This is a genomic window from Tsuneonella rigui, from assembly GCF_003958625.1.
Classification (GTDB): Bacteria; Pseudomonadota; Alphaproteobacteria; order Sphingomonadales; family Sphingomonadaceae; genus Tsuneonella; species Tsuneonella rigui.
This window is the reverse complement of record NZ_RSEL01000029.1, coordinates 90,186-111,163: the sequence shown is the minus strand read 5'-3', so window position 1 is coordinate 111,163 and position 20,978 is coordinate 90,186. Positions and strand designations below refer to the sequence as shown.

Below are 20,978 nucleotides of genomic sequence, written 5' to 3'. Positions count from 1 at the left end.
ATTAGCTCCTGACGAACACTCTCAGCGCCGCTGGGTGCGGCGCGCGGAGTTCGTCAGGCGATCGGTGGCCTCAACTGCTCGAAGCCGTGCGCGAGCGGACGCCAATCATCAGATAATGGCGACCCAAAGCCGAGCAACAAGGAGCGAGCAAACCCGACCGACTCAAGCCGCGACGATGCTGCGTAGTGGCCGGAGCATGGCGCATGATGATGCGCTGCTTCCTTGCCCCCGCTATGCGAAGACTGATCGCTATCGCCGTCATAGTGCCCGGTGGCTTCGCTGATCTCCGGGATACAACCGGCATCGCTCGCTGCCGTGGCCGGTTGGCATACGACCGCGCCAACCGCGAATGCGATTGTCGCCAGCAAGAGAAGCGCGCGATGGATCACGCGGCGGCGCTAGCAGCAACGACTTCAAACGGAAAGGCCCTAACCATTGAGATGGTTGGCCTCAGTCTTGCGCAAGTTCGACCGCGACATCTTTGGGGACCGGCATAATTGCGAAAGCCGACACGTCAGATCTTCCGGTATTTCCTGAAGGCAGCCGCCTGAGAGCGTGCCCGATCGGTATCAAGGCCAATCTGAAAAGCTGTCCCCCAGTTTCGCGAAAATCTCGAGTTTGCAAGGCAAATGATAGCATACGCATGTGCACGACGAAGTGCAGCAGTATAACCGTCTGTCCCAGGATGTGGGCGCGTTCCAACGCGCGCCACGCCCCAGCGACATCGCCCTCGTAACGAGCCGAGGCAAACTGCGACAACTCACGATCCACGAGACGCGAACGGTTGTGTTTAGGCATGGCTCACCTGCGGCGAGGCACGAAGCTCATCCCGCGCCTGGCGAAAGATGCTGATGCTTCCCCAGACTGCGAGGACCGCCATGATCGAGGCAACTAGCAAATCTGGCCAAGCCTGGCCGGTGCCGAACACGCCGAGCGCCGCGAGCATCACGGCCAGGTTACCGATCGCATCGTTTCGCGAGCAGATCCATACCGACCGCATGTTTGAGTCGCCCGCGCGAAAGCGATACAAGATTGCCGCCACAAACACATTGACGCCGAGCGCCAGCAAACCGACCAGTCCCATTGTCTCGGCTTGCGGAGATGTGCCGAAAAGCGCGCTCCATGCAGTGACTCCAACAACGCTAAGTCCGAACACCAGCATCGTTGCGGCCTTCACCACAGCGGCGCGCGCTCGCCACGCCAACGCCATGGAAGCCACCGCGAGGCTCAGTGCGTAATTTCCACTGTCGCCCAAAAAGTCGATCGCGTCGGCCATGAGGGCGCGTGAGTCTGCGGTCAGACCTGCGACGATCTCCAGTCCGAACATACCCGCATTGAGTATGAGCGCGATCCATAGCGCTCTGCGCCATCTTGGATCATTCATTGATTGATCCATGGAGTTATGGCTGCAGCAACTAGCGCTCATACCTGATCCTTCTCGACAAAATCCGAGTCGGCAGCTCATATGCACCTTATACCAGCTATAGGGTCAAGCGATGGGCCTCACGATCGGTCAGATGAGCAAGGCCACGGGCGTGAAGCCTGTGACGATACGGTTCTATGAGAAGAACGGGCTGATGGGGTCGCCAAGCCGAACCGGAGGCAACTACCGGTCCTACGGCAGCGCCGAGCTTGCACGGCTATCGTTCATATGCAGAGCGCGGAAGCTTGGTTTCAACTTGGATCAAGTCAGGCAGTTATTGGAGCTGGCTGACGCTAGGGGGCCTGACTGTTCAAGCGTGGATGGCATCGCTGCAAGGCACTTGGAGGAGGTGGACCGTAAACTCGCTGACTTGACCGCACTGCGTCGGGAGTTGGCTGCGGTGATTTCATCCTGTTCGGGTGGTTCTGTGACCGACTGCCGAATCATCGAAGCTCTGGCACCTGCCTCGCAGAGTCCGTTGTGAACCTAATTGCAGGCCAGGTTCGCCAGTAACTTAGCCTGAATTTGGGTCTGCGTGCGTCCTGGACGACAATGTGCTGGCCTTCGTCGAGCCGTGGCCAGATGTTCGTCATTCCTTGCGCGACCAGCCGAGGCAGAGGGAAACGTTCCCGACCGAGCGTGATAGAGTCAGCTTGTCCCATTCTCCCTTTATAAGCAGACAGGCAGAAATCGGCCCACTTGCTGCCGGTCGCGGTCTCGCGGATCAAGGGGCAGGCCTTAGGGCCGATGTGACGAAGGGGGAACGACCGATCTGGGGTGGAAAGCGGACATCAGCCTCGATCAAGTTTGCTCCGTCGAGACAGCCTTGGGGCGTAGTTTGCGTCGAAGCCGTCGCGCTAAATGTCGCTCGTATTCGCTGATGTAAGCAGAGCCTTCGGCAGATGCGAGACAACGAAGCGCGGATTGTGTGTTGCGCGTGACTCCCCTGCCTCGCAAATAGCACTTGGCCATTTCAAGCTGTGCGCTTCCGTCACCGGTTGCCGCTACACGCTGCCACCACCGGAACATCTGCCCCCATTGTTTGCGCTCGCGATATAGGACCGCGATGTTCGATCCGGCGACGCTGTCATGCTCCTTGCGCCATGCGCGCTGGTAAAGCCGCATCGCGACAGCTTTATCGACGTCCACGCCTTTGCCGGTGTCAAAGAGATAGGCAAGCCGTGAAAGGCAGGCCACGTCGCCCAGAGCGGCCCCTCGCTCGAAGGCCGAATGCGCACGAGCAAAGTCGCCCGCTCCCTCAGCGGCATCCCCTATTTGGAACAAAGCATAGGTGTCCACCATCGGCTTCGACTGCCACGCTCTGCTGGATATGCCAACGGCAGGAATGGGGTCGGTAGCCGACCGACTTGTTTTTTCAGATCAGGGGCTGAAGCTGCCAGTCGGCTTTGAGGTGCGGCGCGGTTGAAGTTCAAAGTCTGGAATGGGGTGGGAAGCGGACATCGGAGGGGTCCACCCCCAAGCGACGATTGCTGGGCCGGAAGCCGAAGTTCCGCTTTGATCACGCGAATCAAGCAAAACGGCCATTTGAGGGCGACTTAATGGCGACGGGAAATGTATAGTTTTCGAATCCACGCGAAATCATGCCGCCACATTGTCCGGAACAGTAGCCAGAGGCCTGTCACTGCAAGCCAGGCCATCGCGACGCCAGCGGTGATTATCAGCGGATGATTGAAGCTGGTCCTGTCGGCATAGTCCATGTTGTGGAGCATCCAGAAGAAATCCCACCAGCGCCACGTCTCGTTCCGGCGCTCCAGCAGCGCGCCCGTTGTGGCCGACACGTAATAGGTGCTGGATTTTTCGTCGGCGAATTCGACCTGCCAGATCGGCGGCTGGTGCTCCCTTACCGGCAATGAGGTTTCGGTGAGCAATGAAGCAGAGACCGGGCGCGCGTCGGCCGGATGGACGGCCTGCGAGACCGCGCGGGCGGCAGTTGCGGTGATCCTGATCGCTTCGCCCGTGCGGGCATCGAACATCCGGGTCGATCGGGTGTTTCGCACTTCGACGACGGGCCGATCAAGGAGCGTCCTCAGCCGCAGTCCTTCGATCTTCCCGTCATCCAGCTGCCCTACGATCTCTGGCCAACCGGTCGCCTCGCCAGCGAGCGCCGATTGGATCGCTTGAGGCCGCGGGCCCCCGGCGACCGCCTCCATGTCGAGCAGTGCCATGGCTGCGCCGCTAATCGCCCACAGCACGAACTGCAGGGCTATCGCCAGCCCGACCCACTTGTGGATTTTCCGTAGCCAGATCGACTTGATCGTCATCGAGCCCGCCCTGTCTTTTTCTTGCGCTTGGGAAATGCGTAGATGAGCAGCCAGACGCCCGAGAGCGCCATCAACACCGCACCCCAGGTAAAGGCGCGCAGCAGCAGATTGTTGACGTTCTCGCGCTCGTCGTAATCCATGATGTGGAGCATCCACACGAAATCGAACACGCGCCAGAGTTCGTGGCGCCGCGACAAGAGTTCGCCGGTCGCCGGTGAGAGATAGAAGGTCGGCCGGTTCCAGTGATCGAATTCGACGCGCCACAACGGCGGCGCTCGTCCGCGGATTTCCCCGGGCACCTTGGTGATGAGTTCGGCAGATGCGATGGGCTCGGAGCCCGTGTAGTAGGACGAAGCCAGGGCTCTGATTGCCTGCTCGTTTGGAGGTTCTAGCAGTGCAGCCGAGGTTGCCGCGAAGGCGCGCTCTCCCGACGGTCCTTCGGTCACGTAGATCGGACGCTCATCGACCCAGGCCAGCCTGATGCCGGTCGCCTCTTCCCGGGCAGCAAGCGCGAGCGGATCCTGCAAGTCGCCCGCGTCGATGCCGTGACTGGACGCCTCACGAACGAGATGGTCGCCGTGGATCGTGTCGATGTGAACGACGGTCATGTAGACGCCGCTCAGCGACCAGACCACCACCTGCAGGCCGATGAACAGCCCGAGCCATTTGTGCGTCTTGCGGGCGATTACGTGGGTTCGCATCTGCGGGCGAAAACTCCAGATCTTGGATGAGAATGGCCCCGGCGAGGTGCCCGCCGGGGCCGTTACGCATCGATCAGCAGTGTCCCGCCGCCCGATGTTCAGGAGCGCAAGTAGCCGACGCTTCGGGCTCTGCTGCAGGCTCCGGGGTGGGCTTGGCCGTGGCCGGCTTGGCGGGGGCCCGCTTCGCAGCGGCAGGCTTCGGAGCAGCAGGTTTCGGGGCCGGTGCCGGCGCGACGGTATCGCTACTAGCCTGGGCCTGCATAGTCATCGGCTCGCCGCGCAGCATGGCTTCGACCATGGCGATTTCCTTGAGCTGCTCGGCCCGCGTCTCCTCGATCTGCTTGCGCACGGCCCCGGTCGCGCCGTTCGCGAGCGCGATGTCCGACATGGCGATGGCACCGCGGTGGTGGGCAAGCATCTTGGCGAGGTAGGTCTCCGAAGGGGTAGCCCCCGATGCCGCCATCATTTCGCTGTGCATCTCGGTCATCGCCGCTTCATAGAGCCTGGCGCTTTCAGGATCGGCGGTGCCGTTGCGGGCGAGCGCCTTGAGCGCTTCGATCTCGGCGCCCTGGTTGTCGATCGTCATCTGCGCCATCTTCGCGACATCGGCGGTGGGTTGGAGGCCGAGCACAATCCGCGACATGGCGATTGCGCCGTCGTGATGCGCGATCATCTTCTTGACCCAGGTGTCGGCGGCATCGACGCCGACCGCGGCCTTCATCGCCTTGTCCATCGCCATCTCGGATTTGGCATAGGGGCCGTCCATGGTCATTTCGTTGGCGGGCGCGGTGTCGTCGGCAGGCTGTTCAGGGCTTCCGCAGGCGCCGAGCGAAGCAAGGAGCGCTAGCGCGCCAATTCCGGTCATTCGGATCACTGAATATCTCCATGGTTGCAGATCGTGTTGGGTCAGAGGCGGTCCATGATGCGCTTCATCTGGGAAATCTCATCTTTCTGGGCCTGGATGATTTCGCCGCAGAGCTGGCGTATCTCGGGGTCGGTGAGCTTGGCTTCCTCGCACATCAGGATAGCACCTGAGTGGTGTGGAATCATCGAGCGCAGGAACTGGTCATCGCCGACGAGGCTCTGTTGCCGGATGCCGACAAGCGACAGGACGAAGATCGCCGCAAAGGCTACATAGAGCGCGGCGTTGAGCTTCCGGTTGCGATACATACCTCCCATTGTCGCAAGCATGATCGCGCCCATTGGCGCCCACATGACCAGCGCCATGTAAAAGAAGTTCACGTTTTGGATGAACTCGCCCCAGCTCCAGATCATGGCGAACATGGCGACATACATCACCAGCAGGCTCAGGCCGAGATTGACGGCCAGCATCATGTAGGGCTTTGAGCCCACCTCGTGATGCGCGGGCTTCGCGTGGTCTTCCATCGGTCGTTCTCCTTACCAGTTCAGGTGATCGACGCCGTGCACGAGCGCACCGCCGAACCACCCCTGCACGAGGATCGCCGCTGTCAGGATCGACAGACCGACGATCATGCCGGAGCCGCGGTCTTGCTCGGGGCGCCTGAGCGCGAACACACCCAAGGCGAACGCCCCGATCCCGATGCCGGTCCCGAGCCAGCGGTGGCTCTGCATCATCCAGTCGTCGAGGCCGAGTTCGAACCCGCCGCTCAGCCAGCCCGACAGCATGGCGAACGGAGCGGTCACTCCTGCGGTCACCACCAGGAACTGGACGGGCTTCGCGAAACCGGGCCGCTTGCGCCCGACGATGGCGGTGAAGAGCGCCGCCGGGATGAAGGCGATCGGAAAATGCACCAGCATGGGATGGAAGCGGCCGAGCCAGTCGAGCAGTCTGGCCGCGAAGTTCTGCGGCGGATCGTCTGCTGCGTCCATCGCAGCCATGACCGCGGCATGACCCGGCATCGCAGGATCGTGGGCCATGGGAACCGCGTCCCGCGATCCGCCAGCCGCCGCGCGTTGTGCCTCGAGTTGCGCTGCCTCCTGCTTCGCTTTGTGATCCTTGTGCGCCGATACAGGTGCCGCTGGCATCGACAGGACAGCGATGGCTGCAAACATCGCCAGCACCGACCGCGCCAGCAAGCGATGCGATCGTCGGATGAACATGCTCATCTCAGGTCCCCTTCGGCTTGCGCGCCGAATTGTGCATGACCAGGATCTTCCAGCCATCCGCCGTTCTCGTGAGCACGCTCGTGGCGACGCCCCTGCGCATCGCGATTTCCCCGCTCTTCGTCTCGATCCGGTAGTTATAGGTCTCGGTCGCGAGCGCGAGATCGCCTTCGATGCGCGCCGCGACCGCGTAGTCGGAGAATGCGAACGAGCGGAAAGCCGCGAGCTCGGGCCCCAGATGGTGCGCGAGATACTCCTTGTAGGTGCCTTCGACACCGCCGGTTTCGAACACCGCGGAATCCTCGGTGAAGAGTGCTTCGGTGCCGCTCGCGTCCAACCGCTCGATCGAGGACTTGTAGCGCGCCAGCACGGCGCGAACGGCGCTCTCATCCTCGCTCGCCGAAGCGGGCTGCGCAGCTACCGGGGCGGCGGCCGAGGCATGCGTATCCGGTGCCGCTTGAGCCGCCAGTGCAGCGGCGATCATGGTGGTCATCAACATTCTTCTTCTCCCCTCAGAACCAGAAGCGGACGCCGGCCAGGAAGCTCCAGCCGCCGGTCGCTTCGCCTTCGTCGCGAAGGAAATCGCGGGTCCTGCCGAAAGCGCGCTCGTATTGGACGCCGATGTAGGGGGCGAATTCGCGGACGATGTCGTAGCGCAGCCGGACGCCGATCTCTGCATCGGTCAAACCCGCGCCGACACCGATGTCCTCGCTGCTCTGAGCCGCGAAATTCAGCTCGGCACGCGGCTGCAGGATCAGCTTCTGGGTGATGCGCTGGTCGTAGTAGCCTTCGAGCCGGCCCAACATCTCGCCCCGATCCGACAGGAACAGCGCGCCCTCGACATCGAAGAAACCCGGCGCCAGCCCCTCGAATCCGACCGTGGCGTAGACGCGCGATGGGTCTGGCTCGAAATCGTACCGGACACCGGCCTGAAGATCGAAGTAGGGGCCAATGGCGCGGCTATAGAGCGCCTGGACCTCGGCGGATTCCACCCCGGCGCCGAACTCGCCTTCACCTTCGGTTTTGACGACCAGCCGATTGATGTCCCCGCCATACCAGGCCTCGCCGCCCCATTCGTAGGAGTCGCGTCCGCTCTTGATCTTCACCTCGGCGATGTTGAGCATAACCATCGAAAAGTTCTGGCCGCCGTGATGCAGCGACAGATGGTGACGCCCCATGGCCATAGCGGACGGGCCATAGATCGCGTCCGCGGCGTAGTCCGTGGGCACGGGCGGAGCCGTGCCCGAGCCGGCAGGGAGGTTCGTCCCCTCTGCCGCGATCGTTTCGGCCGGGCTGCAATGTCCCATCGCCGCGTGTTCCGGCGCGCACGTCACCTGAGCCGCAGGTTGCGCTGCGGGGAGTGTGCAATGCCCCATTGACGCATGCTCCGGCGAGCAAGTGGTTTGGGCCGGGGACGCGGTCTGTGGTGTCGCTGTGGGAGAGGCAGCGGGACGCGTGCAATGGCCCATTGCAGCATTTTTGGGCAGGCAAGTGCTCGGCGCTTGAGGTACCGGAAGTGGCTGAGCGGCAGCCGGTTGGTTTTCCGATAGTGTGCAATGTCCCATCGCGGCGTGCTCGGGCAGGCAGGTTGGCGGCGCTTTGGGCGCGGACTGCGGCTGAGCAACCGCCGATCGATTTGCCGGCAGCGTGCAATGCCCGATGGCAGCATGCTCGGGAGTGCAACTCGTGGCTGCGGTAGGGACCGATGTCTGGTCCGGCGAAGCCTGTTCTTGCGCGACTGCTGGCACGCTGGCGAAAGCCGCCACGGCAAGCAGGGGAAGTCTGTGAAGCCAGATCATCTTACGCGTCTCCCTTGTCGGGACGCACGGTGACGACACGCATCATCCCGGCGGTCATATGGTAGAGGTTGTGACAGTGGAACGCCCAGTCGCCCTGCGCATCGAGGGTGACGTCGAAGGTCGCCGTCCCGCCCGGCTGCACGTTCACCGTGTGCTTGCGCGGCGACCAGGCGCCATGCCCGGTCACCAGCTCAAAGAAGTGGCCGTGCAGATGGATCGGGTGCTGCATCATCGTGTCGTTGACGAGCCGCACGCGCACGCGCTCGTTGTGACGGAATGGGATCGGCTCGGCCGGTTCGCTCATCTTCACCCCGTCGAACGACCACATGTAGCGTTCCATGTTGCCGGTCAGGTGGATGTCGAGCTGACGAGATGGCGCGCGCACGTCGGGATTGCGCTCGAGCGCCATGAGATCGCGGTAATTCAGCACGCGGTGGCCGACGTCTTCCAGACCCGTTCCTGGATCGCCCATGCGGTCGACCGGCATCGGCGAGATCGTCTGCACGCCCGGGTTCTTGTCGACCTCCGGCGCGTTTGCGAAGTCGCGCATGCCCATCGAGCCGTGGTCCATTGGCGCCGCTGCCTGGCCGGCGGCCGCCGGGGCCGTGTGTCCCATCGCGGCGTGGTCCATGGGTGCTGCCGCCGGAGATGCCGCAACGGAGCCATGCCCCATCGCCGCGTGATCCATCCCCGCCATGCCAGCCGCCGCTGCCGTTGCAACTACGGCGCCTGTCTCTTTCCAGCCGGTCAGCTTCCACAACTCGCCGGAGGCGTTCTGTTGGGCAGTCGGATCGACGCGGCGCGTCTTCGCAGGGGCAGTTGATCCAATGCCCATCGCGCCATGATCCATACCGCCATGCCCCATGCCGGAATGGTTCATGTCGCCCATGCCCATGTCCTTCATGGTCAGCAGTGGGCGCGGGCGCAGCGGCGGAACCGGCGCACTCATACCCTCGCGCGGGGCAAGCGTGGCCCGGCCCAGGCCTGACCGGTCGCTCGCCTCGCTGACGAAGCTGTAGGCCCGATCTTCGGGAGTGACGACGACGTCGTAGGTCTCTGCGGTGCCGATCTGGAACTCGTCCACGGTCACTGGCCGCACATTGAGACCGTCGGCTTGCACGACCGTCATCGGGAGGCCGGGGATGCGGATGTTGAAGGTCGTCTGCGCCGAGGCGTTGATGACGCGGAGCCGGACGCGTTCGCCAGGTGTGAACAGGCCGGTCCAGTTGTCGAAGGGGCCGAACCCGTTGATGGTGAAGGCGTAGGTCGATCCGGTGACGTCGGCGATGTCGGCCGCGTCCATCCGCATCTGCGCCCACTCCCAGCGGTCCTGCGCCGTCAGGTCGCGCCCCGCGAGCAAACCCGACAGCGTCATCCGCTGGCGGTTGAAATAGGGCCCACCCATCTGCTTGAGCTTACGGTAGATGGTCGCACCGGCAAGCGGGCTGTGGTCGGACAGCACCAGCACATGCTCGCGGTCGTAGGCAACCGGATCGGGCCCGGCCGGATCGATCACGATCGGGCCGTAGACGCCATCCTCCTCCTGGTAGGCGCTGTGGCTGTGATACCAGTAGGTTCCGGCATGGCTGAGATCGAACTCGTAGTCGAAGGTCGAGCGCGGCATGATGCCGGGGAAGCTGACGCCGGGAACGCCATCCATCTCGAACGGCACGAGAAGGCCGTGCCAGTGGATCGAGCTGTCCTCATCTAGCGTGTTCTGGACGCGCAGGCGTACCCGCTGGCCTTCCTTGAGGCGGATCAGCGGGCCCGGGACGGTGCCGTTGATGCCGATCGCGCGGCTGACCTGGCCATCGACCTCGACGCTGACCTGGCCGATCGTGAGAGCAATGTCGTTGCCACTGACTGTCGGCAGCGGGCGCACGAGGCCTTTCGAGAGCGGCTGGGCCCAGGCGGGCAGAGCCTGCGCCAAGCCGAAGCCTGCGCCGGATATAGCGGCGGCGCGCAGCAGCGCACGCCGTCCGAGGACGAGTTCATTCATCGAGAATTCCTTGGCTCACTGGCGTGAAGAAGATCGCCTGCCGGCGGGAACAAGGCCCCCGCCGACAGTGAATCGTGCCTAGTGGTGCGCGTGCCCGTCGGCCGGAGCCGCGGGCGTCATGTCATGGCCTGCGTGCGGGTCCGACGAAGGCGCGTCTGGGCCGCTGGCGGGCTTGGCCGCCATCTTGTCGCAGCATGCGCACTTGTCCTTCATCTTCTCGCAGCATTCCATCTTCGGCTTCTCCGCAGGAGCAGCCTGGGCGTGCGCAACACCCGGAAGAGCGATCGCCAGTGCGACCGCAGTCATCAACTTGTTCATGTTCCTAAACTCCGTGAAATCGAAAAAGGGCGATTTCACGCGAGCCTTGGAGGGGGAGTGGGAAGCTTTGCCAGGAACGCACGATGCTCGGTCGAGCGGAAGCTGGCGAGGATGGGTGCATGATAGGGGACCGGTTCGATCGCAGTCGCCCCGAGCGGGTCCACGGCGGAACACATCGCCACACAGCACTGGGTCATCGCGTCGGGCTCGTCTTCGCCGCCGGTGTCCTCGTCACCGCAGTGGCCGCTTTGCGTCATCTCGCCATGATCCATCGGCATCGCTGCCATGGCCATGCCCGACTGCATCGCCAGCGGTGCGACCAGCATAGAAAGCGCGGCCAGGATGAGATGGAGTTGGCGAAGCATCAGGACGATGTCCTAGGCTCGGGCGGAACACGGGTCAATTTTCTCGTGCAAGTCGCACGCTCGCGACGATTCCGCACGCTTGTCTCGACCGTCGACATCAGCCGGCGGCCTCGAGGTCGTCGAGGATGGGGCAATCGGGCATCTGATCGCCGTGACATTCGGCAGCCAGATGCTCGAGCGATCGGCGCATCGAATCCAGCTGCCTGGATTTGGTCTTCAATTCGGCCGCACGGGCGAGAGCAAGTGCCTTGACTTCGGCACTGGCGCGGCTCCGGTCCTGCCACAACCCCAGCAACTGCCGTATCTCCTCGATCCCGAAGCCGAGGTCGCGGGCCCGTCCGATGAATAAGAGCGTGTGAACGTCTGTGCGATCGTAGTCCCGGTATCCGGAATCCCGGCGCGCAGCAGCGGGGATCAGGCCCACCTTCTCGTAATGCCGGATCATTCGCTGGCTCACGCCAGACGCGCTCGAGGCTTCGCCGATCTTCACAGGCGGGTGCTCCGCAAGCGCAGCGAGTTGCCGATGACCGCTACCGAACTGAACGCCATCGCCGCACCTGCGATTATCGGGCTCAGCAGGAGACCGAACCACGGGTACAGAACCCCGGCCGCAATCGGCACCCCGGCGGCGTTGAACACGAACGAGAAGAACAGGTTCTGCCGGATGTTCGCCATGGTCGCGCGGCTGAGTTTCCGCGCGCGGACGATCCCCCGCAGATCGCCCCTGACCAGGGTGATCGCGGCGCTTTCCATCGCTACGTCCGTGCCCGTGCCCATGGCAATACCGACGTCGGCAGCCGCTAGAGCCGGCGCGTCGTTGATGCCGTCCCCGGCCATCGCCACGCGCCGCCCCGCGCGACGAAGCTCTTCTACCTTTGCCTGCTTCTGCTGGGGGAGGACATCCGCCATCACGTCCTCGATGCCGACGCGGCGAGCCACTGCTTCGGCTGTCCGGCGGTTGTCGCCGGTCATCATCACGACGTGGATGCCGCTCTCGCGAAGTTCCGCGACGGCCTCAGCAGCGCTATCCTTGATCGGGTCCGCAACCACCACGATACCGGCGAGCTTGCCATCGACGGCGACGAACATGACGCCTTCGCCCTCTGAACGATGCCGGTCGGCCTGGCTTTCAAGCGGGCCGGTGTTCGCGCCGATCGTTTCGAGGAGGGCAGCGTTGCCCAACGCGACCTGACGTCCATCCACCTGCCCGGTTACGCCCTTGCCGGTTACCGAGGCGAAATCGGAACTTTCCGGCAGCATGATTCCCCGGTCGTTCGCACCTTCCTCGATTGCCGCCGCCAGCGGATGCTCGCTCCCGCGCTCCAGCGCCGCGGACAGGCGGAGAACCTCGTTCTCGTCGAAACCAGCTGTCGGCTGGACTTTCACCAGCTTCGGCTTGCCGACAGTCAGGGTACCAGTCTTGTCGACAACCAGAGTGTCAATTTTTTCCGTCAGCTCGAGAGCTTCGGCGTTTTTGACCAGCACTCCTGATGTCGCCCCGCGACCGGTTCCCACCATGATCGACATCGGCGTCGCGAGACCGAGCGCACAGGGACATGCGATGATGAGTACCGCTACCGCATTGACCAGTGCGTGCGCGGCCCGCGGTTCGGGCCCCACGAAATTCCACACGATGAAGGTGGCGATGGCGATCAGCACGACACCGGGGACGAACCAGCCTGAAACCTTGTCCGCAAGGGCCTGGATCGGTGCGCGCGAACGCTGTGCATCGGCGACCATCCGGACGATCTGCGAAAGCATGGTGTCGCGACCGACGCGATCCGCGCGCATGACCAACCCGCCAGTACCGTTCACCGTGGCGCCGGTGACCCGGTCGCCTTCGTTTTTTTCAACTGGGACGGGCTCGCCGCTGATCATGGATTCATCTATTGCGCTCCGGCCCTCGATGACGATGCCGTCGACCGGCACCTTCTCGCCAGGCCGGATGCGCAGGAGGTCGCCGACTTCGACGAGGTCCAGCGCGACGTCCTCCTCGGTATGGTCGGTGTTGACCTTGCGCGCGGTCTTGGGAGCCAGACCGAGCAATGCGCGGATAGCCTTTCCGGTGGCGGAGCGAGCGCGAAGCTCGAGAACCTGACCGAGCAGCACGAGCGTGGTGATAACGGCTGCAGCCTCGAAATAGACCGGCACCATGCCGCCCATCGTTCGGAGCGCTGCGGGAAATATCTGGGGCACGAGGGTCGCGATCACGCTGTAGCCAAAGGCGACCCCAACCCCGAGCCCGATCAGCGTGAACATATTGAGGTTGTGGGTTCGCAGCGACTGCAAGAATCGCTCGAAGAACGGCCAGCCGCCCCACAGGACGACCGGCGCCGCGAGCACAAACTGCACCCATTGGGACGTGCGCATCGGCATCACATCCCAGCCGAGTAGCTCCATAATAACAACCAGAAGGACAAGCGGGACGCTGAATGCGGCGCTCACCCAAAAGCGCCGCGTCATGTCTATGAGTTCGGGGTTCGGGCCTTCCTCCAGCGTCGGCTCAAGGGGCTCCAACGCCATGCCGCAGATGGGGCAGGTGCCGGGATCGTCCTGGCGGATTTGCGGATGCATGGGGCAAGTCCAGATCGTGCCGGCGGGCACGTCCGACAGATCGGCCTTCGTCGCTCCCGAATCCGATCCGGAAAGGTACGGTTCCGGATCGGCGCTGAACTTTGCCAGACAACTTGCGCTGCAGAACCAGTAGGGTTTTCCGTCGTGCTCGAACCGATGAGGGCTAGTTCGGCTGTCCACCTTCATGCCGCAGACGGGGTCAGTCGTCATTCCGTGCTCGTGTCCGCCCTGCGGGGCCGCGCCCGAACCATGCGTGCAGTCGTGGTGATCATGGTTCTCGTGCATGTCCGGCTCCTTCGAAACGAATCGGTATGCGCAACCTTATGATGTTTGACATCATGTCAGGGTCAAGCGCAGTCGGCATCTAGGGGCAAGGGGGCCTTGTTCGGAGCAAGTGCGGGGGACCGCAGTTCGATCAATCCCTCCTGCTGCGACATGCGCTGTATGCGCGTCTGCTTTCGGAAGTTCAACGAAGCGGCGCGAACGACCGACTTGAAGGCGCAAAGCAGACGCACGTCGAAGATTTGCTCGATGTCTGCTTTGGGGTCGTTTGCTGCCAGCCCGCTTTCGGGTGGTAGAGTCATGAAAGCTGCCATTCCGCATGCGACCCCATTGCGGACGTTCTGGTGCTTACAGATGTTGTCGAATTGCGGATCGGGCGGGGCCACCGATCGGGCCGCTGCGGCCGGACGACCCGTTCCCTCCGCACGTCCCCAATATTGCCTCCACCGAGAGCGCCATGATCACCCTTTTCGATTGCGTGCTTTCGGGCTTCCTGCCGTTCTCGAGAAAACCAGCCTGAACATCGATCCGGCAGTGCTGGGCCGGTGCTCCACGTCCCCGTCATGCGAACGCATAATCTCACGGACGAGGTGAAGGCCGAGGCCCGAACCTTCTTCTTCCGAGTGACCTCTGACGAAGGGCTCGAACAGGCGCGGCGCCAGGTCTGGGTCAACGCCGGGCCCTTCGTCGAGCACCGTGATCGTAGCGTCTGTCCCGACACGGATACCGATCGCTCCGCTGCCGCCGCCATGGGCGATGGCGTTGCTGATGAGGTTCATCGCGGCGCGGTGTATCGCGTGGGGATCGGCGGTGACCCGCACCGGATCATCGGGTGTATCGAGCGACAGCCGGTATCCGCGGTCGACCGCCATCGGCGCGAGGTCTGCCGCGGCATCGCGGACGATGGGGATAAGGTCGACACCCTCCTGCAGGTTGACGGCGAGGGTAAGCCGCTCAAGATCGAGCATCTGGCCGAGCAAGCGCGTCACCCGCACGAGCCCGCGTTGCAGATCCGCCTTTCCCTCGACCGCCGGCAGCGCGTCCGCTTGCAGGGTCACCACCGCGAGCGGGGTGCGCAGCTCGTGCGCGACATCGGTTATGAATCGCCTCCGCCGGCCAAGTTCGCGCTCGAGCCGGTCGAGTGCCGCATTGAAAGCGTCAACGAGTGGGCCAAGCTCGCGCGGTGCCTTGGCCTCGGCCAAGCGGCGGGTGGGATCGTCCGCGCCGATCGAGGTCGCTTCGACGATGATGGGTTCCAGAGCGCGCCTGAACGCCCGCGCGGCGACGCCCATGCCGATCAGGCTGAGCACAGCAACCGCGACGAGCATCGCCGCCACCGTCGGGTCCCGCAGCAGCTGGACCGACTCCCAGGTCGACAGGGTTGCCGGATCGACTCCTCCTGCAGCAACCAATGCCGGGCCATCTGGAAATTCGATTTGCCGAATGGCCGAGCCGGCAAGCGGCATCGCGGCGGCGGGCACGCGGAAAAGCGCAGAATCGGTCACCGTCCGGAGGCCGATGACGGTGCGAGAAATCTCGGGGGTTACCTTGCCCCAGGTGAAGATCCGGCCGCGCTTGAGGACGACGAGCCAGAGATCCGGGTTGCGTGCCGCCATGTCGAAGAACTGGCCCGCAACCAGAGTTGGCGGTCCCTCCTCCTGATCGCGAAGGTCGGCAATCGCATAGTCGCGCGCCAGCACCGGGCCCAGCTGGTTGCCGTCGCTGCGATCAGCCCAGGTGAACGCAGCGCTGATCGAGATCGCAGCGAGGAAGATCGCCGCGTAGACCGAGGCGAAGACCACGCTTGCGCGGAGCGCCAGCGAGCGCCGGGCGCTCAGCATGGCTGTAGCATGTAGCCGACGCCCCGGACAGCCGTGATCTCGACCCCCGCGCCGGCGTCCCTCAATATCCGCCGCAAACGGGAGACCTGGATCTCAAGCGCGTTCGGGGTGACCGGCGCATCAAATCCATAGAGCTCGCGGTCAAGATGGTCGCGCTGCACCACCCGGCCAGCGCGGCTTAAAAGCAGGGCGAGCAGCGCAAGTTCGCGTCGGCGAAGGGTGAGCGTTCGCCCGGCCACGCTGGTCTCCTGCGTAGCCAGGTCGAAGCTCAGGCGGCCGATCTCTACCGGCTCGGAGGAAACGGTCGCCGCCGGTCGCCGAAAGGCCGCGCGCACCCGCGCGGTCAGTTCCGCCAGCGCGAACGGCTTGACGAGATAGTCGTCCGCCCCCGCATCGAGGCCCTCGATCCGGTCCGCCACTTCGTCACGCGCGGTGAGGACGATGATGACCGGAGGTGACACGCGTGACCGTGCTGCGGGGATGAGATGCAGCCCCTCGCCATCGGGCAGGCGTCTGTCGAGCAGCACCAATCGATAGGGATGAAGGACGATCGCTTCGAACGCGTCGGCGAGGCGCGCGACATGATCGGCCTCGCGCCCGTCGCCCGCCAGCGCGCGCAGGATTTCACGCGAGAGGGCAGGGTCGTCCTCGACCAGCAGGATGCGCGAGTTGTCCGTCACCGCAACAGCCATATCGCCAAAAGCTGACAGCAACCTGTCGAAAAAAACGACCGTCCGACAGATGCTCGACAGGATCGGGCCCTACCATCGCGGGCATGTTGTCAAATCAGATCATTGGAGCGGTGCTCCAGCTCGACGGGGTGAGCCACACCTACGCCAATGGGACGCGCGCGCTAGACGAAATCAGTGTGTCGATACCACATGGCATGTTCGGTCTTCTCGGACCGAACGGGGCAGGAAAATCCACCCTCATGCGGTGCATCGCGACGCTGCAGACGCCGAGCGCGGGCACGATCCGCTTCGCCGACATCGACGTGATCGCCGGGCCCCAACGGTTGCGGCGCACGCTCGGCTATCTGCCGCAGGACTTTGGAGTCTACCCGCGCATCTCGGCGCTCGACATGCTCGACCATATGGCGGTGCTGAAGGGGTTTTCGCGGCCCGCCGAGCGCAAGGACATGGTCGAGCGGTTGTTGCAGCAGGTCAATCTGTGGGACGTGCGGAGCAAGGCGCTGGCGGGCTTTTCCGGCGGCATGCGCCAGCGGTTCGGCATCGCGCAGGCGCTGATCGGCAATCCGCGTCTCATCATCGTTGACGAGCCGACCGCAGGGCTCGATCCCGAAGAGCGCAACCGCTTCTTGAACCTCCTCGCCGAGATCGGGGAGGATACGGTGGTGATCCTTTCGACCCATATCGTCGAGGACGTGAGCGATCTGTGTCCTCGCATGGCCATCTTGGCGGCGGGCCGCATTGGCCTTCAAGGCGCGCCGTCGGACCTGATCGCCCAAAGCGACGGCCGGATTTGGACCAAATCCGTCGAGCGCGCCGAGCTCGAGCGGATTCGCGCCAGGCACGACGTCATCTCGACCCGCCTTTTCGGCGGCCGAACGATCATCCACGTGCTCTCGGACAGCGATCCGGGCGAGGGCTTCGCTGCCGCGCGCGGGGATCTTGAGGACGTATACTTCGCCGCGCTGGCGCGGTCGCGGCGCGCGGCATGAGCGGATTTGCCATGCTGACGAGAGTGGCGGCCTTCGAGTTTCGCTATCAGATCCGCAGCCCGCTGTTTGCCGCTGCCTCGGCGTTGTTCTTCGCCCTTGCCTTCTTCAACATGGCGGTCTTCAGGTTGGTGAGCGAGCCGGGCGGGACGGTGCTGTTCAACGCGCCGCACGCGATCATCAAGCTGCACCTGGTTGCGGCACTGCTGTTCCCGTTCGTCGGCGCGGCTTTCGTCGCCAACGCCATGCTGCGCGATGAGCTGACCGGGTTCGGGCCTCTCGTCCAGGCAACGCCGGTCGGCAAACGCGCGTACCTGCTGGGGCGGTTTGCCGGCGCTCTTGCGATCGGCGCGCTGACCATGTGCTCAGCAACCTTGGGTACGTGGAGCGGTACGCTGATGCCGTTCGCCAATCAGGCTATGCTGGGCGCAAATCAGGCTGCCGGCTATGCCTACGGATTGGGCCTGTTCGCGCTGCCCAACACCCTGATCGTGTTCGCGATCCTGTTCGCGCTGACGAGCGCGACCCGGTCGACCGCCGGCACGTTCGTCGGCGTGGTCGGTGTGCTGCTGTTCTATCTGGTCGGCCAGCGCCTGATGGAAGGGCAGACCGGCATCCAGACCGCCCGCGTTCTCCTCGATCCCCTAGGCATGTCGGCCTACATGGCCGCCTCGCGCTATCTGACTGCCGCGGAAATCAATGCCGGCGCGGTCCCGGTGAGCGGGCTGATGGTCCTCAGCAGGCTTGTGTGGATGACGCTCGCACTTGGCCTGCTGGCACTCACGGTCTGGCGATTTCGCTTCACCGGTCGTCCCCTGTCCCGGAGGCAGCAACGCAAGCTCGCGCGGGAACAGACTTTACGGACCAGCGATAGCCGGCTCGGAAGGTTCGATTCGTCCATCGGGCGTCTTCCGTCGCCGCGCTTCGATCGCCACACCGCGACCGCGCAGTTCATCGGCCGGGCAAGGATGGAGGCGCGCTTCATCCTGCAGAGCGCAGTCTTCTGGATCCTCCTGCTCATAGCGCTGGCGTTCGCGCTGCCCGGTCTCCTCACCGCGTCGACCGTCGCGGGCACTCCGGTCCACCCGCTGACATCGGTGCTGGTGCCAATTCTCGACGACAGTTTCCGAACCTTGCTGGTCGTCGTCGCGGCGTACTTCGGGGGTGAGCTCGTGTGGCGCGAGCGCGAGCGGCGGGTCGATGCGATCATCGACGCTACGCCGCTGCCCGCCTGGGCCCTGATGCTGCCCAAGATGCTGGGTCTCGCGTTCGTGCTTCTGGCGACGCTCGTCGTTTCAGCAGCAGTCGCCATGACGCTGCAGGCGATCGACGGTTCCGTTGCCATCGTGCCCGCTGACTACTTGCGCTGGTATCTGGTCCCGCGCGGCCTGGACACGCTTGCGGTCGCCGCTCTCGCGGTGTTCATCCACGCGGCAAGTCCAAGCAAGTATGCAGCCTGGGGCATCCTGACGGTGTACTTCGTCCTGCTCATCCTGGGGCCGGCACTGGGGTTAGCGCATCCGCTACTGCTCTATGGTTCGGTCCCGGAGACGCCCTTGTCGGATCTCGCGGGAACGGGCTTTTCGGCTGAGGCGGCGTGGTGGGTGCGCGCCTTCTGGGCCATGACGGCGGCCCTCCTGCTGAAAGCTGCGCACATGCTGTGGCCGCGCGGTGCGGCAGCTCCGGCCAGCACCAGGTTCCGTCGCGCGCTTTGCACGATGCCGGACACCGCGCGCGGGGCTGTGCTCGTTCTCATCCTCGCAATGTTGCTGTGCGGCACCTGGGTTCTCGTAAACACAAACCTCTTCAACCATGTCGAGACCGCGCGTAGCACCGAGCGGTACCTCGCCGAGTACGAGAAGCGGTATCTGCGCTACGGGAGCATTCCGCAGCCTGTCGTCGACGACATAAAATTGGCGGTGGCGCTGTATCCCGAGAAGGGCACCGCGCAGGTCAGCGGGAGCTATCGCCTGGTGAACAGGACGCCGGTTCCGATCGACACGATCCACATCCGCCTAGCCGATCCCGCGCTGGACCTGGTGGGTCTTGAGGTTCCGGACTCCCGTCTCGCCCTGGACGATCGCGCCTTTCGCTATCGCATCTATCGTCTCACCAAGCCCATGCGCCCCTCCGAAACGCGAACGATTGCATTTCGGACCACACGCGACCGGCGCGGCTTTGGCCTGTCGGGCGGTAACGCGGGAGTTCTCCCCAACGGCACTGAGCTCGATGCCTTTGCGCTGACGCCTCGGATCGGCATGCACGACAGCGGGCTGCTCGAGGATCCGGAAGCGCGGCGAAGGATGGGCCTTCCGCGCCAGCGCGCGTTGCCCCGTCTGGAAGATGCGCAGGCGAATGCCCGGATGCTGTCGGACAACGCATGGATATCCGCCGATATCACCGTCTCGACCAGCGCCGACCAACTCGCCATTGCGCCGGGCAAGATCGTGGAAGACCGGCTCCGCGGTGGTCGCCGGATAACCCGCTTCGTGTCGCGCGGTCCGATCCAGAACAACTTTTCCATCCAGTCCGGCCGCTTTGCGGTCGCCCGACGTGCCCGCAACGGCATCGACTACGCCATCTACTACGATCCGGGCCACCGCTGGAATGTGAACCGGTTGATGACGGCGATGGAGGCTTCCATCGAGACCTTCTCGCGCGCCTTCGGACCGTACCAATTCGATCATGTGCGTGCAGTCGAGGCGGCCTACCGCGATGGCGCACACGCCTATCCCGGAGTAATCGCTATGGGAGAGATTGCGCCCATGGCGATGGACCTCCGGGACCCCGGCACCATCGACATGGCCACCATGTTCGCAGCGCACGAGCTGTCGCACCAGTGGTGGGGGCACCAGGTCCGCGGCACGCGAATGGAAGGCGCCCCGGTGCTGATCGAGACCCTGGCGCAGTACTCGGCGCTGATGGTTCTCAAGCAGCAGCGTCACGGCAAGGGGATCGACGACCTCCTGGCGTTTCAGCTCGACCGGTATCTCAAGGGCCGCCGCGCCGGCGTCGGGGGTGAGGAGCCGCTGATCAGGACCGGGTCGAGCGACCAGCACATAGCCTACGGCAAGGGCGCCCTCGTCCTCTATCTGCTGCAGGATCAGATGGGGGAGGAGGCCGTGAACCGCGCGCTCCGCCGTTTGGTGGCGCGATACCGCTTCTCCGCGCCGCCCTATCCGCGCTCGGTCGATCTTGTGACCGTCCTGCAGGGGGAAGCGCGATCCCCGCAGCAGCGGCAGCTTATCGAGGACCTCTTCGAACGTGTCACGCTGTACGATCTGCAGCTTGGCAGCGCTTCCTGCATGCGCAGACCGGACGGGCGTTGGGATGTGACCGTCCCGGTCGACGCGCGCAAATTCTATGCCGATGGAACGGGCCGGGAAGTCGAAGCGCCCCTCTCGATCTCGGTGGATGTCCTGGTGACGCGCGGGGAGGGCGAGGCCCCCGGTGAAGCACTCTTCGACAGCCGGCGAGACGTTCGCAGTGGTCGGCAGCTGCTGCGATTTATCACGAAACAGGAGCCTACCCGCGTCAGCATTGACCCTCATGGCCTGTATATCGACCGCAACCGCGAGGACGATCTGGCCGACGTCGCGTGCTCGGCAAGATGAGCCTTGCTGACAAATGC

22 protein-coding genes are annotated in these 20,978 nt (G+C 64.1%); 3 read left to right on the top strand and 19 right to left on the bottom strand.

Annotated elements, in window-relative coordinates; translation table 11 throughout:
* Positions 1 to 53: 53 nt before the first annotated feature.
* From ELY12_RS13750 to ELY12_RS13740, 3 genes are all read right to left on the bottom strand, one after another.
* Positions 54 to 389 (bottom strand): hypothetical protein, encoded by a 336-nt coding sequence (locus ELY12_RS13750; RefSeq protein ID WP_126177284.1) that lies wholly within the window; start codon positions 387 to 389, stop codon positions 54 to 56.
* Between the two features lie 61 nt (positions 390 to 450).
* Complete coding sequence (locus tag ELY12_RS13745) at positions 451 to 798, bottom strand: DUF3703 domain-containing protein (protein ID WP_126177283.1); 348 nt, start codon at positions 796 to 798, stop codon at positions 451 to 453.
* Complete coding sequence (locus tag ELY12_RS13740; RefSeq protein WP_126177282.1) at positions 791 to 1,426, bottom strand: cation efflux transmembrane domain-containing protein; 636 nt, start codon at positions 1,424 to 1,426, stop codon at positions 791 to 793. The genes ELY12_RS13745 and ELY12_RS13740 overlap by 8 nt, the downstream gene beginning before the upstream one ends.
* Before the next feature lie 70 nt (positions 1,427 to 1,496).
* Between ELY12_RS13740 and ELY12_RS13735 the strand changes: the two genes are divergently transcribed.
* Positions 1,497 to 1,907 (top strand): MerR family transcriptional regulator, encoded by a 411-nt coding sequence (locus ELY12_RS13735; RefSeq protein ID WP_126177281.1) that lies wholly within the window; start codon positions 1,497 to 1,499, stop codon positions 1,905 to 1,907.
* A 317-nt stretch (positions 1,908 to 2,224) separates the two neighbouring features.
* Here ELY12_RS13735 and ELY12_RS13730 read toward each other — a convergent pair whose 3' ends face one another.
* From ELY12_RS13730 to ELY12_RS13655, 16 genes are all read right to left on the bottom strand, one after another.
* Entirely contained in the window at positions 2,225 to 2,725 is a 501-nt protein-coding gene (locus ELY12_RS13730; RefSeq protein WP_126177280.1) for a tetratricopeptide repeat protein, read from the bottom strand.
* Between the two features lie 254 nt (positions 2,726 to 2,979).
* On the bottom strand, positions 2,980 to 3,705 hold the full coding sequence (locus tag ELY12_RS13725; RefSeq protein ID WP_126177279.1) for a PepSY domain-containing protein: 726 nt from the start codon (positions 3,703 to 3,705) through the stop codon (positions 2,980 to 2,982).
* A complete protein-coding gene (locus ELY12_RS13720) occupies positions 3,702 to 4,406 on the bottom strand; it encodes a PepSY domain-containing protein (RefSeq protein ID WP_126177278.1) in 705 nt (234 codons plus the stop codon). Before ELY12_RS13720 ends, ELY12_RS13725 begins: the two co-directional genes overlap by 4 nt.
* Before the next feature lie 73 nt (positions 4,407 to 4,479).
* Positions 4,480 to 5,271 carry a DUF305 domain-containing protein gene (locus tag ELY12_RS13715; protein WP_277600255.1) on the bottom strand — a complete coding sequence of 264 codons (792 nt, stop codon included), beginning with the start codon at positions 5,269 to 5,271 and terminating at the stop codon, positions 4,480 to 4,482.
* 41 nt (positions 5,272 to 5,312) lie between these two features.
* On the bottom strand, positions 5,313 to 5,792 hold the full coding sequence (locus ELY12_RS13710) for a DUF305 domain-containing protein (RefSeq protein ID WP_126177276.1): 480 nt from the start codon (positions 5,790 to 5,792) through the stop codon (positions 5,313 to 5,315).
* Between the two features lie 12 nt (positions 5,793 to 5,804).
* The gene (locus ELY12_RS13705; protein WP_126177275.1) at positions 5,805 to 6,305 is read right to left on the bottom strand and encodes a DUF2231 domain-containing protein; all 501 of its coding nucleotides are present in this window, start codon (positions 6,303 to 6,305) and stop codon (positions 5,805 to 5,807) included.
* Between the two features lie 190 nt (positions 6,306 to 6,495).
* Positions 6,496 to 6,990 carry a YybH family protein gene (locus tag ELY12_RS13700; RefSeq protein WP_241229884.1) on the bottom strand — a complete coding sequence of 165 codons (495 nt, stop codon included), beginning with the start codon at positions 6,988 to 6,990 and terminating at the stop codon, positions 6,496 to 6,498.
* A 13-nt stretch (positions 6,991 to 7,003) separates the two neighbouring features.
* The gene (locus ELY12_RS14535) at positions 7,004 to 7,798 is read right to left on the bottom strand and encodes a copper resistance protein B (RefSeq protein WP_241229883.1); all 795 of its coding nucleotides are present in this window, start codon (positions 7,796 to 7,798) and stop codon (positions 7,004 to 7,006) included.
* Between the two features lie 493 nt (positions 7,799 to 8,291).
* The gene (locus ELY12_RS13690; protein WP_126177273.1) at positions 8,292 to 10,289 is read right to left on the bottom strand and encodes a copper resistance system multicopper oxidase; all 1,998 of its coding nucleotides are present in this window, start codon (positions 10,287 to 10,289) and stop codon (positions 8,292 to 8,294) included.
* 78 nt (positions 10,290 to 10,367) lie between these two features.
* Positions 10,368 to 10,607 (bottom strand): hypothetical protein, encoded by a 240-nt coding sequence (locus ELY12_RS13685; RefSeq protein ID WP_126177272.1) that lies wholly within the window; start codon positions 10,605 to 10,607, stop codon positions 10,368 to 10,370.
* Positions 10,608 to 10,642: 35 nt separating this feature from the next.
* Positions 10,643 to 10,972: a hypothetical protein gene (locus tag ELY12_RS13680; RefSeq protein ID WP_126177271.1), complete on the bottom strand. Its 330-nt coding sequence runs from the start codon at positions 10,970 to 10,972 to the stop codon at positions 10,643 to 10,645.
* A 97-nt stretch (positions 10,973 to 11,069) separates the two neighbouring features.
* Entirely contained in the window at positions 11,070 to 11,462 is a 393-nt protein-coding gene (gene cueR, locus ELY12_RS13675) for a Cu(I)-responsive transcriptional regulator (protein ID WP_126177270.1), read from the bottom strand.
* Positions 11,459 to 13,831 (bottom strand): heavy metal translocating P-type ATPase, encoded by a 2,373-nt coding sequence (locus tag ELY12_RS13670; RefSeq protein ID WP_126177269.1) that lies wholly within the window; start codon positions 13,829 to 13,831, stop codon positions 11,459 to 11,461. The genes cueR and ELY12_RS13670 overlap by 4 nt, the downstream gene beginning before the upstream one ends.
* Before the next feature lie 62 nt (positions 13,832 to 13,893).
* Complete coding sequence (locus ELY12_RS13665) at positions 13,894 to 14,214, bottom strand: hypothetical protein (protein ID WP_126177268.1); 321 nt, start codon at positions 14,212 to 14,214, stop codon at positions 13,894 to 13,896.
* Positions 14,215 to 14,289: 75 nt separating this feature from the next.
* Entirely contained in the window at positions 14,290 to 15,528 is a 1,239-nt protein-coding gene (locus ELY12_RS13660) for a sensor histidine kinase (protein ID WP_164549521.1), read from the bottom strand.
* A 134-nt stretch (positions 15,529 to 15,662) separates the two neighbouring features.
* Positions 15,663 to 16,361 (bottom strand): response regulator transcription factor, encoded by a 699-nt coding sequence (locus tag ELY12_RS13655; protein WP_126177266.1) that lies wholly within the window; start codon positions 16,359 to 16,361, stop codon positions 15,663 to 15,665.
* A gap of 83 nt (positions 16,362 to 16,444) precedes the next feature.
* Between ELY12_RS13655 and ELY12_RS13650 the strand changes: the two genes are divergently transcribed.
* Both ELY12_RS13650 and ELY12_RS13645 read left to right on the top strand, forming a co-directional pair.
* Positions 16,445 to 17,350, top strand: coding sequence for an ABC transporter ATP-binding protein (locus tag ELY12_RS13650; protein ID WP_241229882.1), 906 nt, complete (start codon positions 16,445 to 16,447; stop codon positions 17,348 to 17,350).
* The gene (locus tag ELY12_RS13645) at positions 17,347 to 20,961 is read left to right on the top strand and encodes a M1 family aminopeptidase (protein ID WP_126177264.1); all 3,615 of its coding nucleotides are present in this window, start codon (positions 17,347 to 17,349) and stop codon (positions 20,959 to 20,961) included. The genes ELY12_RS13650 and ELY12_RS13645 overlap by 4 nt, the downstream gene beginning before the upstream one ends.
* Positions 20,962 to 20,978: the final 17 nt, after the last annotated feature.

Coding starts and splice junctions, on each gene's coding strand:
- ELY12_RS13745 (WP_126177283.1), bottom strand. CDS start 798: ATGCCTAAACACAACCGTTCGCGTCTCGTGGATCGTGAGTTGTCGCAG.
- ELY12_RS13740 (WP_126177282.1), bottom strand. CDS start 1,426: ATGAGCGCTAGTTGCTGCAGCCATAACTCCATGGATCAATCAATGAAT.
- ELY12_RS13735 (WP_126177281.1), top strand. CDS start 1,497: ATGGGCCTCACGATCGGTCAGATGAGCAAGGCCACGGGCGTGAAGCCT.
- ELY12_RS13730 (WP_126177280.1), bottom strand. CDS start 2,725: ATGGTGGACACCTATGCTTTGTTCCAAATAGGGGATGCCGCTGAGGGA.
- ELY12_RS13725 (WP_126177279.1), bottom strand. CDS start 3,705: ATGACGATCAAGTCGATCTGGCTACGGAAAATCCACAAGTGGGTCGGG.
- ELY12_RS13720 (WP_126177278.1), bottom strand. CDS start 4,406: ATGCGAACCCACGTAATCGCCCGCAAGACGCACAAATGGCTCGGGCTG.
- ELY12_RS13715 (WP_277600255.1), bottom strand. CDS start 5,271: ATGACCGGAATTGGCGCGCTAGCGCTCCTTGCTTCGCTCGGCGCCTGC.
- ELY12_RS13710 (WP_126177276.1), bottom strand. CDS start 5,792: ATGGAAGACCACGCGAAGCCCGCGCATCACGAGGTGGGCTCAAAGCCC.
- ELY12_RS13705 (WP_126177275.1), bottom strand. CDS start 6,305: ATGGCCCACGATCCTGCGATGCCGGGTCATGCCGCGGTCATGGCTGCG.
- ELY12_RS13700 (WP_241229884.1), bottom strand. CDS start 6,990: ATGTTGATGACCACCATGATCGCCGCTGCACTGGCGGCTCAAGCGGCA.
- ELY12_RS14535 (WP_241229883.1), bottom strand. CDS start 7,798: ATGGGACATTGCAGCCCGGCCGAAACGATCGCGGCAGAGGGGACGAAC.
- ELY12_RS13690 (WP_126177273.1), bottom strand. CDS start 10,289: ATGAATGAACTCGTCCTCGGACGGCGTGCGCTGCTGCGCGCCGCCGCT.
- ELY12_RS13685 (WP_126177272.1), bottom strand. CDS start 10,607: ATGAACAAGTTGATGACTGCGGTCGCACTGGCGATCGCTCTTCCGGGT.
- ELY12_RS13680 (WP_126177271.1), bottom strand. CDS start 10,972: ATGCTTCGCCAACTCCATCTCATCCTGGCCGCGCTTTCTATGCTGGTC.
- ELY12_RS13670 (WP_126177269.1), bottom strand. CDS start 13,831: ATGCACGAGAACCATGATCACCACGACTGCACGCATGGTTCGGGCGCG.
- ELY12_RS13655 (WP_126177266.1), bottom strand. CDS start 16,361: ATGGCTGTTGCGGTGACGGACAACTCGCGCATCCTGCTGGTCGAGGAC.
- ELY12_RS13650 (WP_241229882.1), top strand. CDS start 16,445: ATGTTGTCAAATCAGATCATTGGAGCGGTGCTCCAGCTCGACGGGGTG.
- ELY12_RS13645 (WP_126177264.1), top strand. CDS start 17,347: ATGAGCGGATTTGCCATGCTGACGAGAGTGGCGGCCTTCGAGTTTCGC.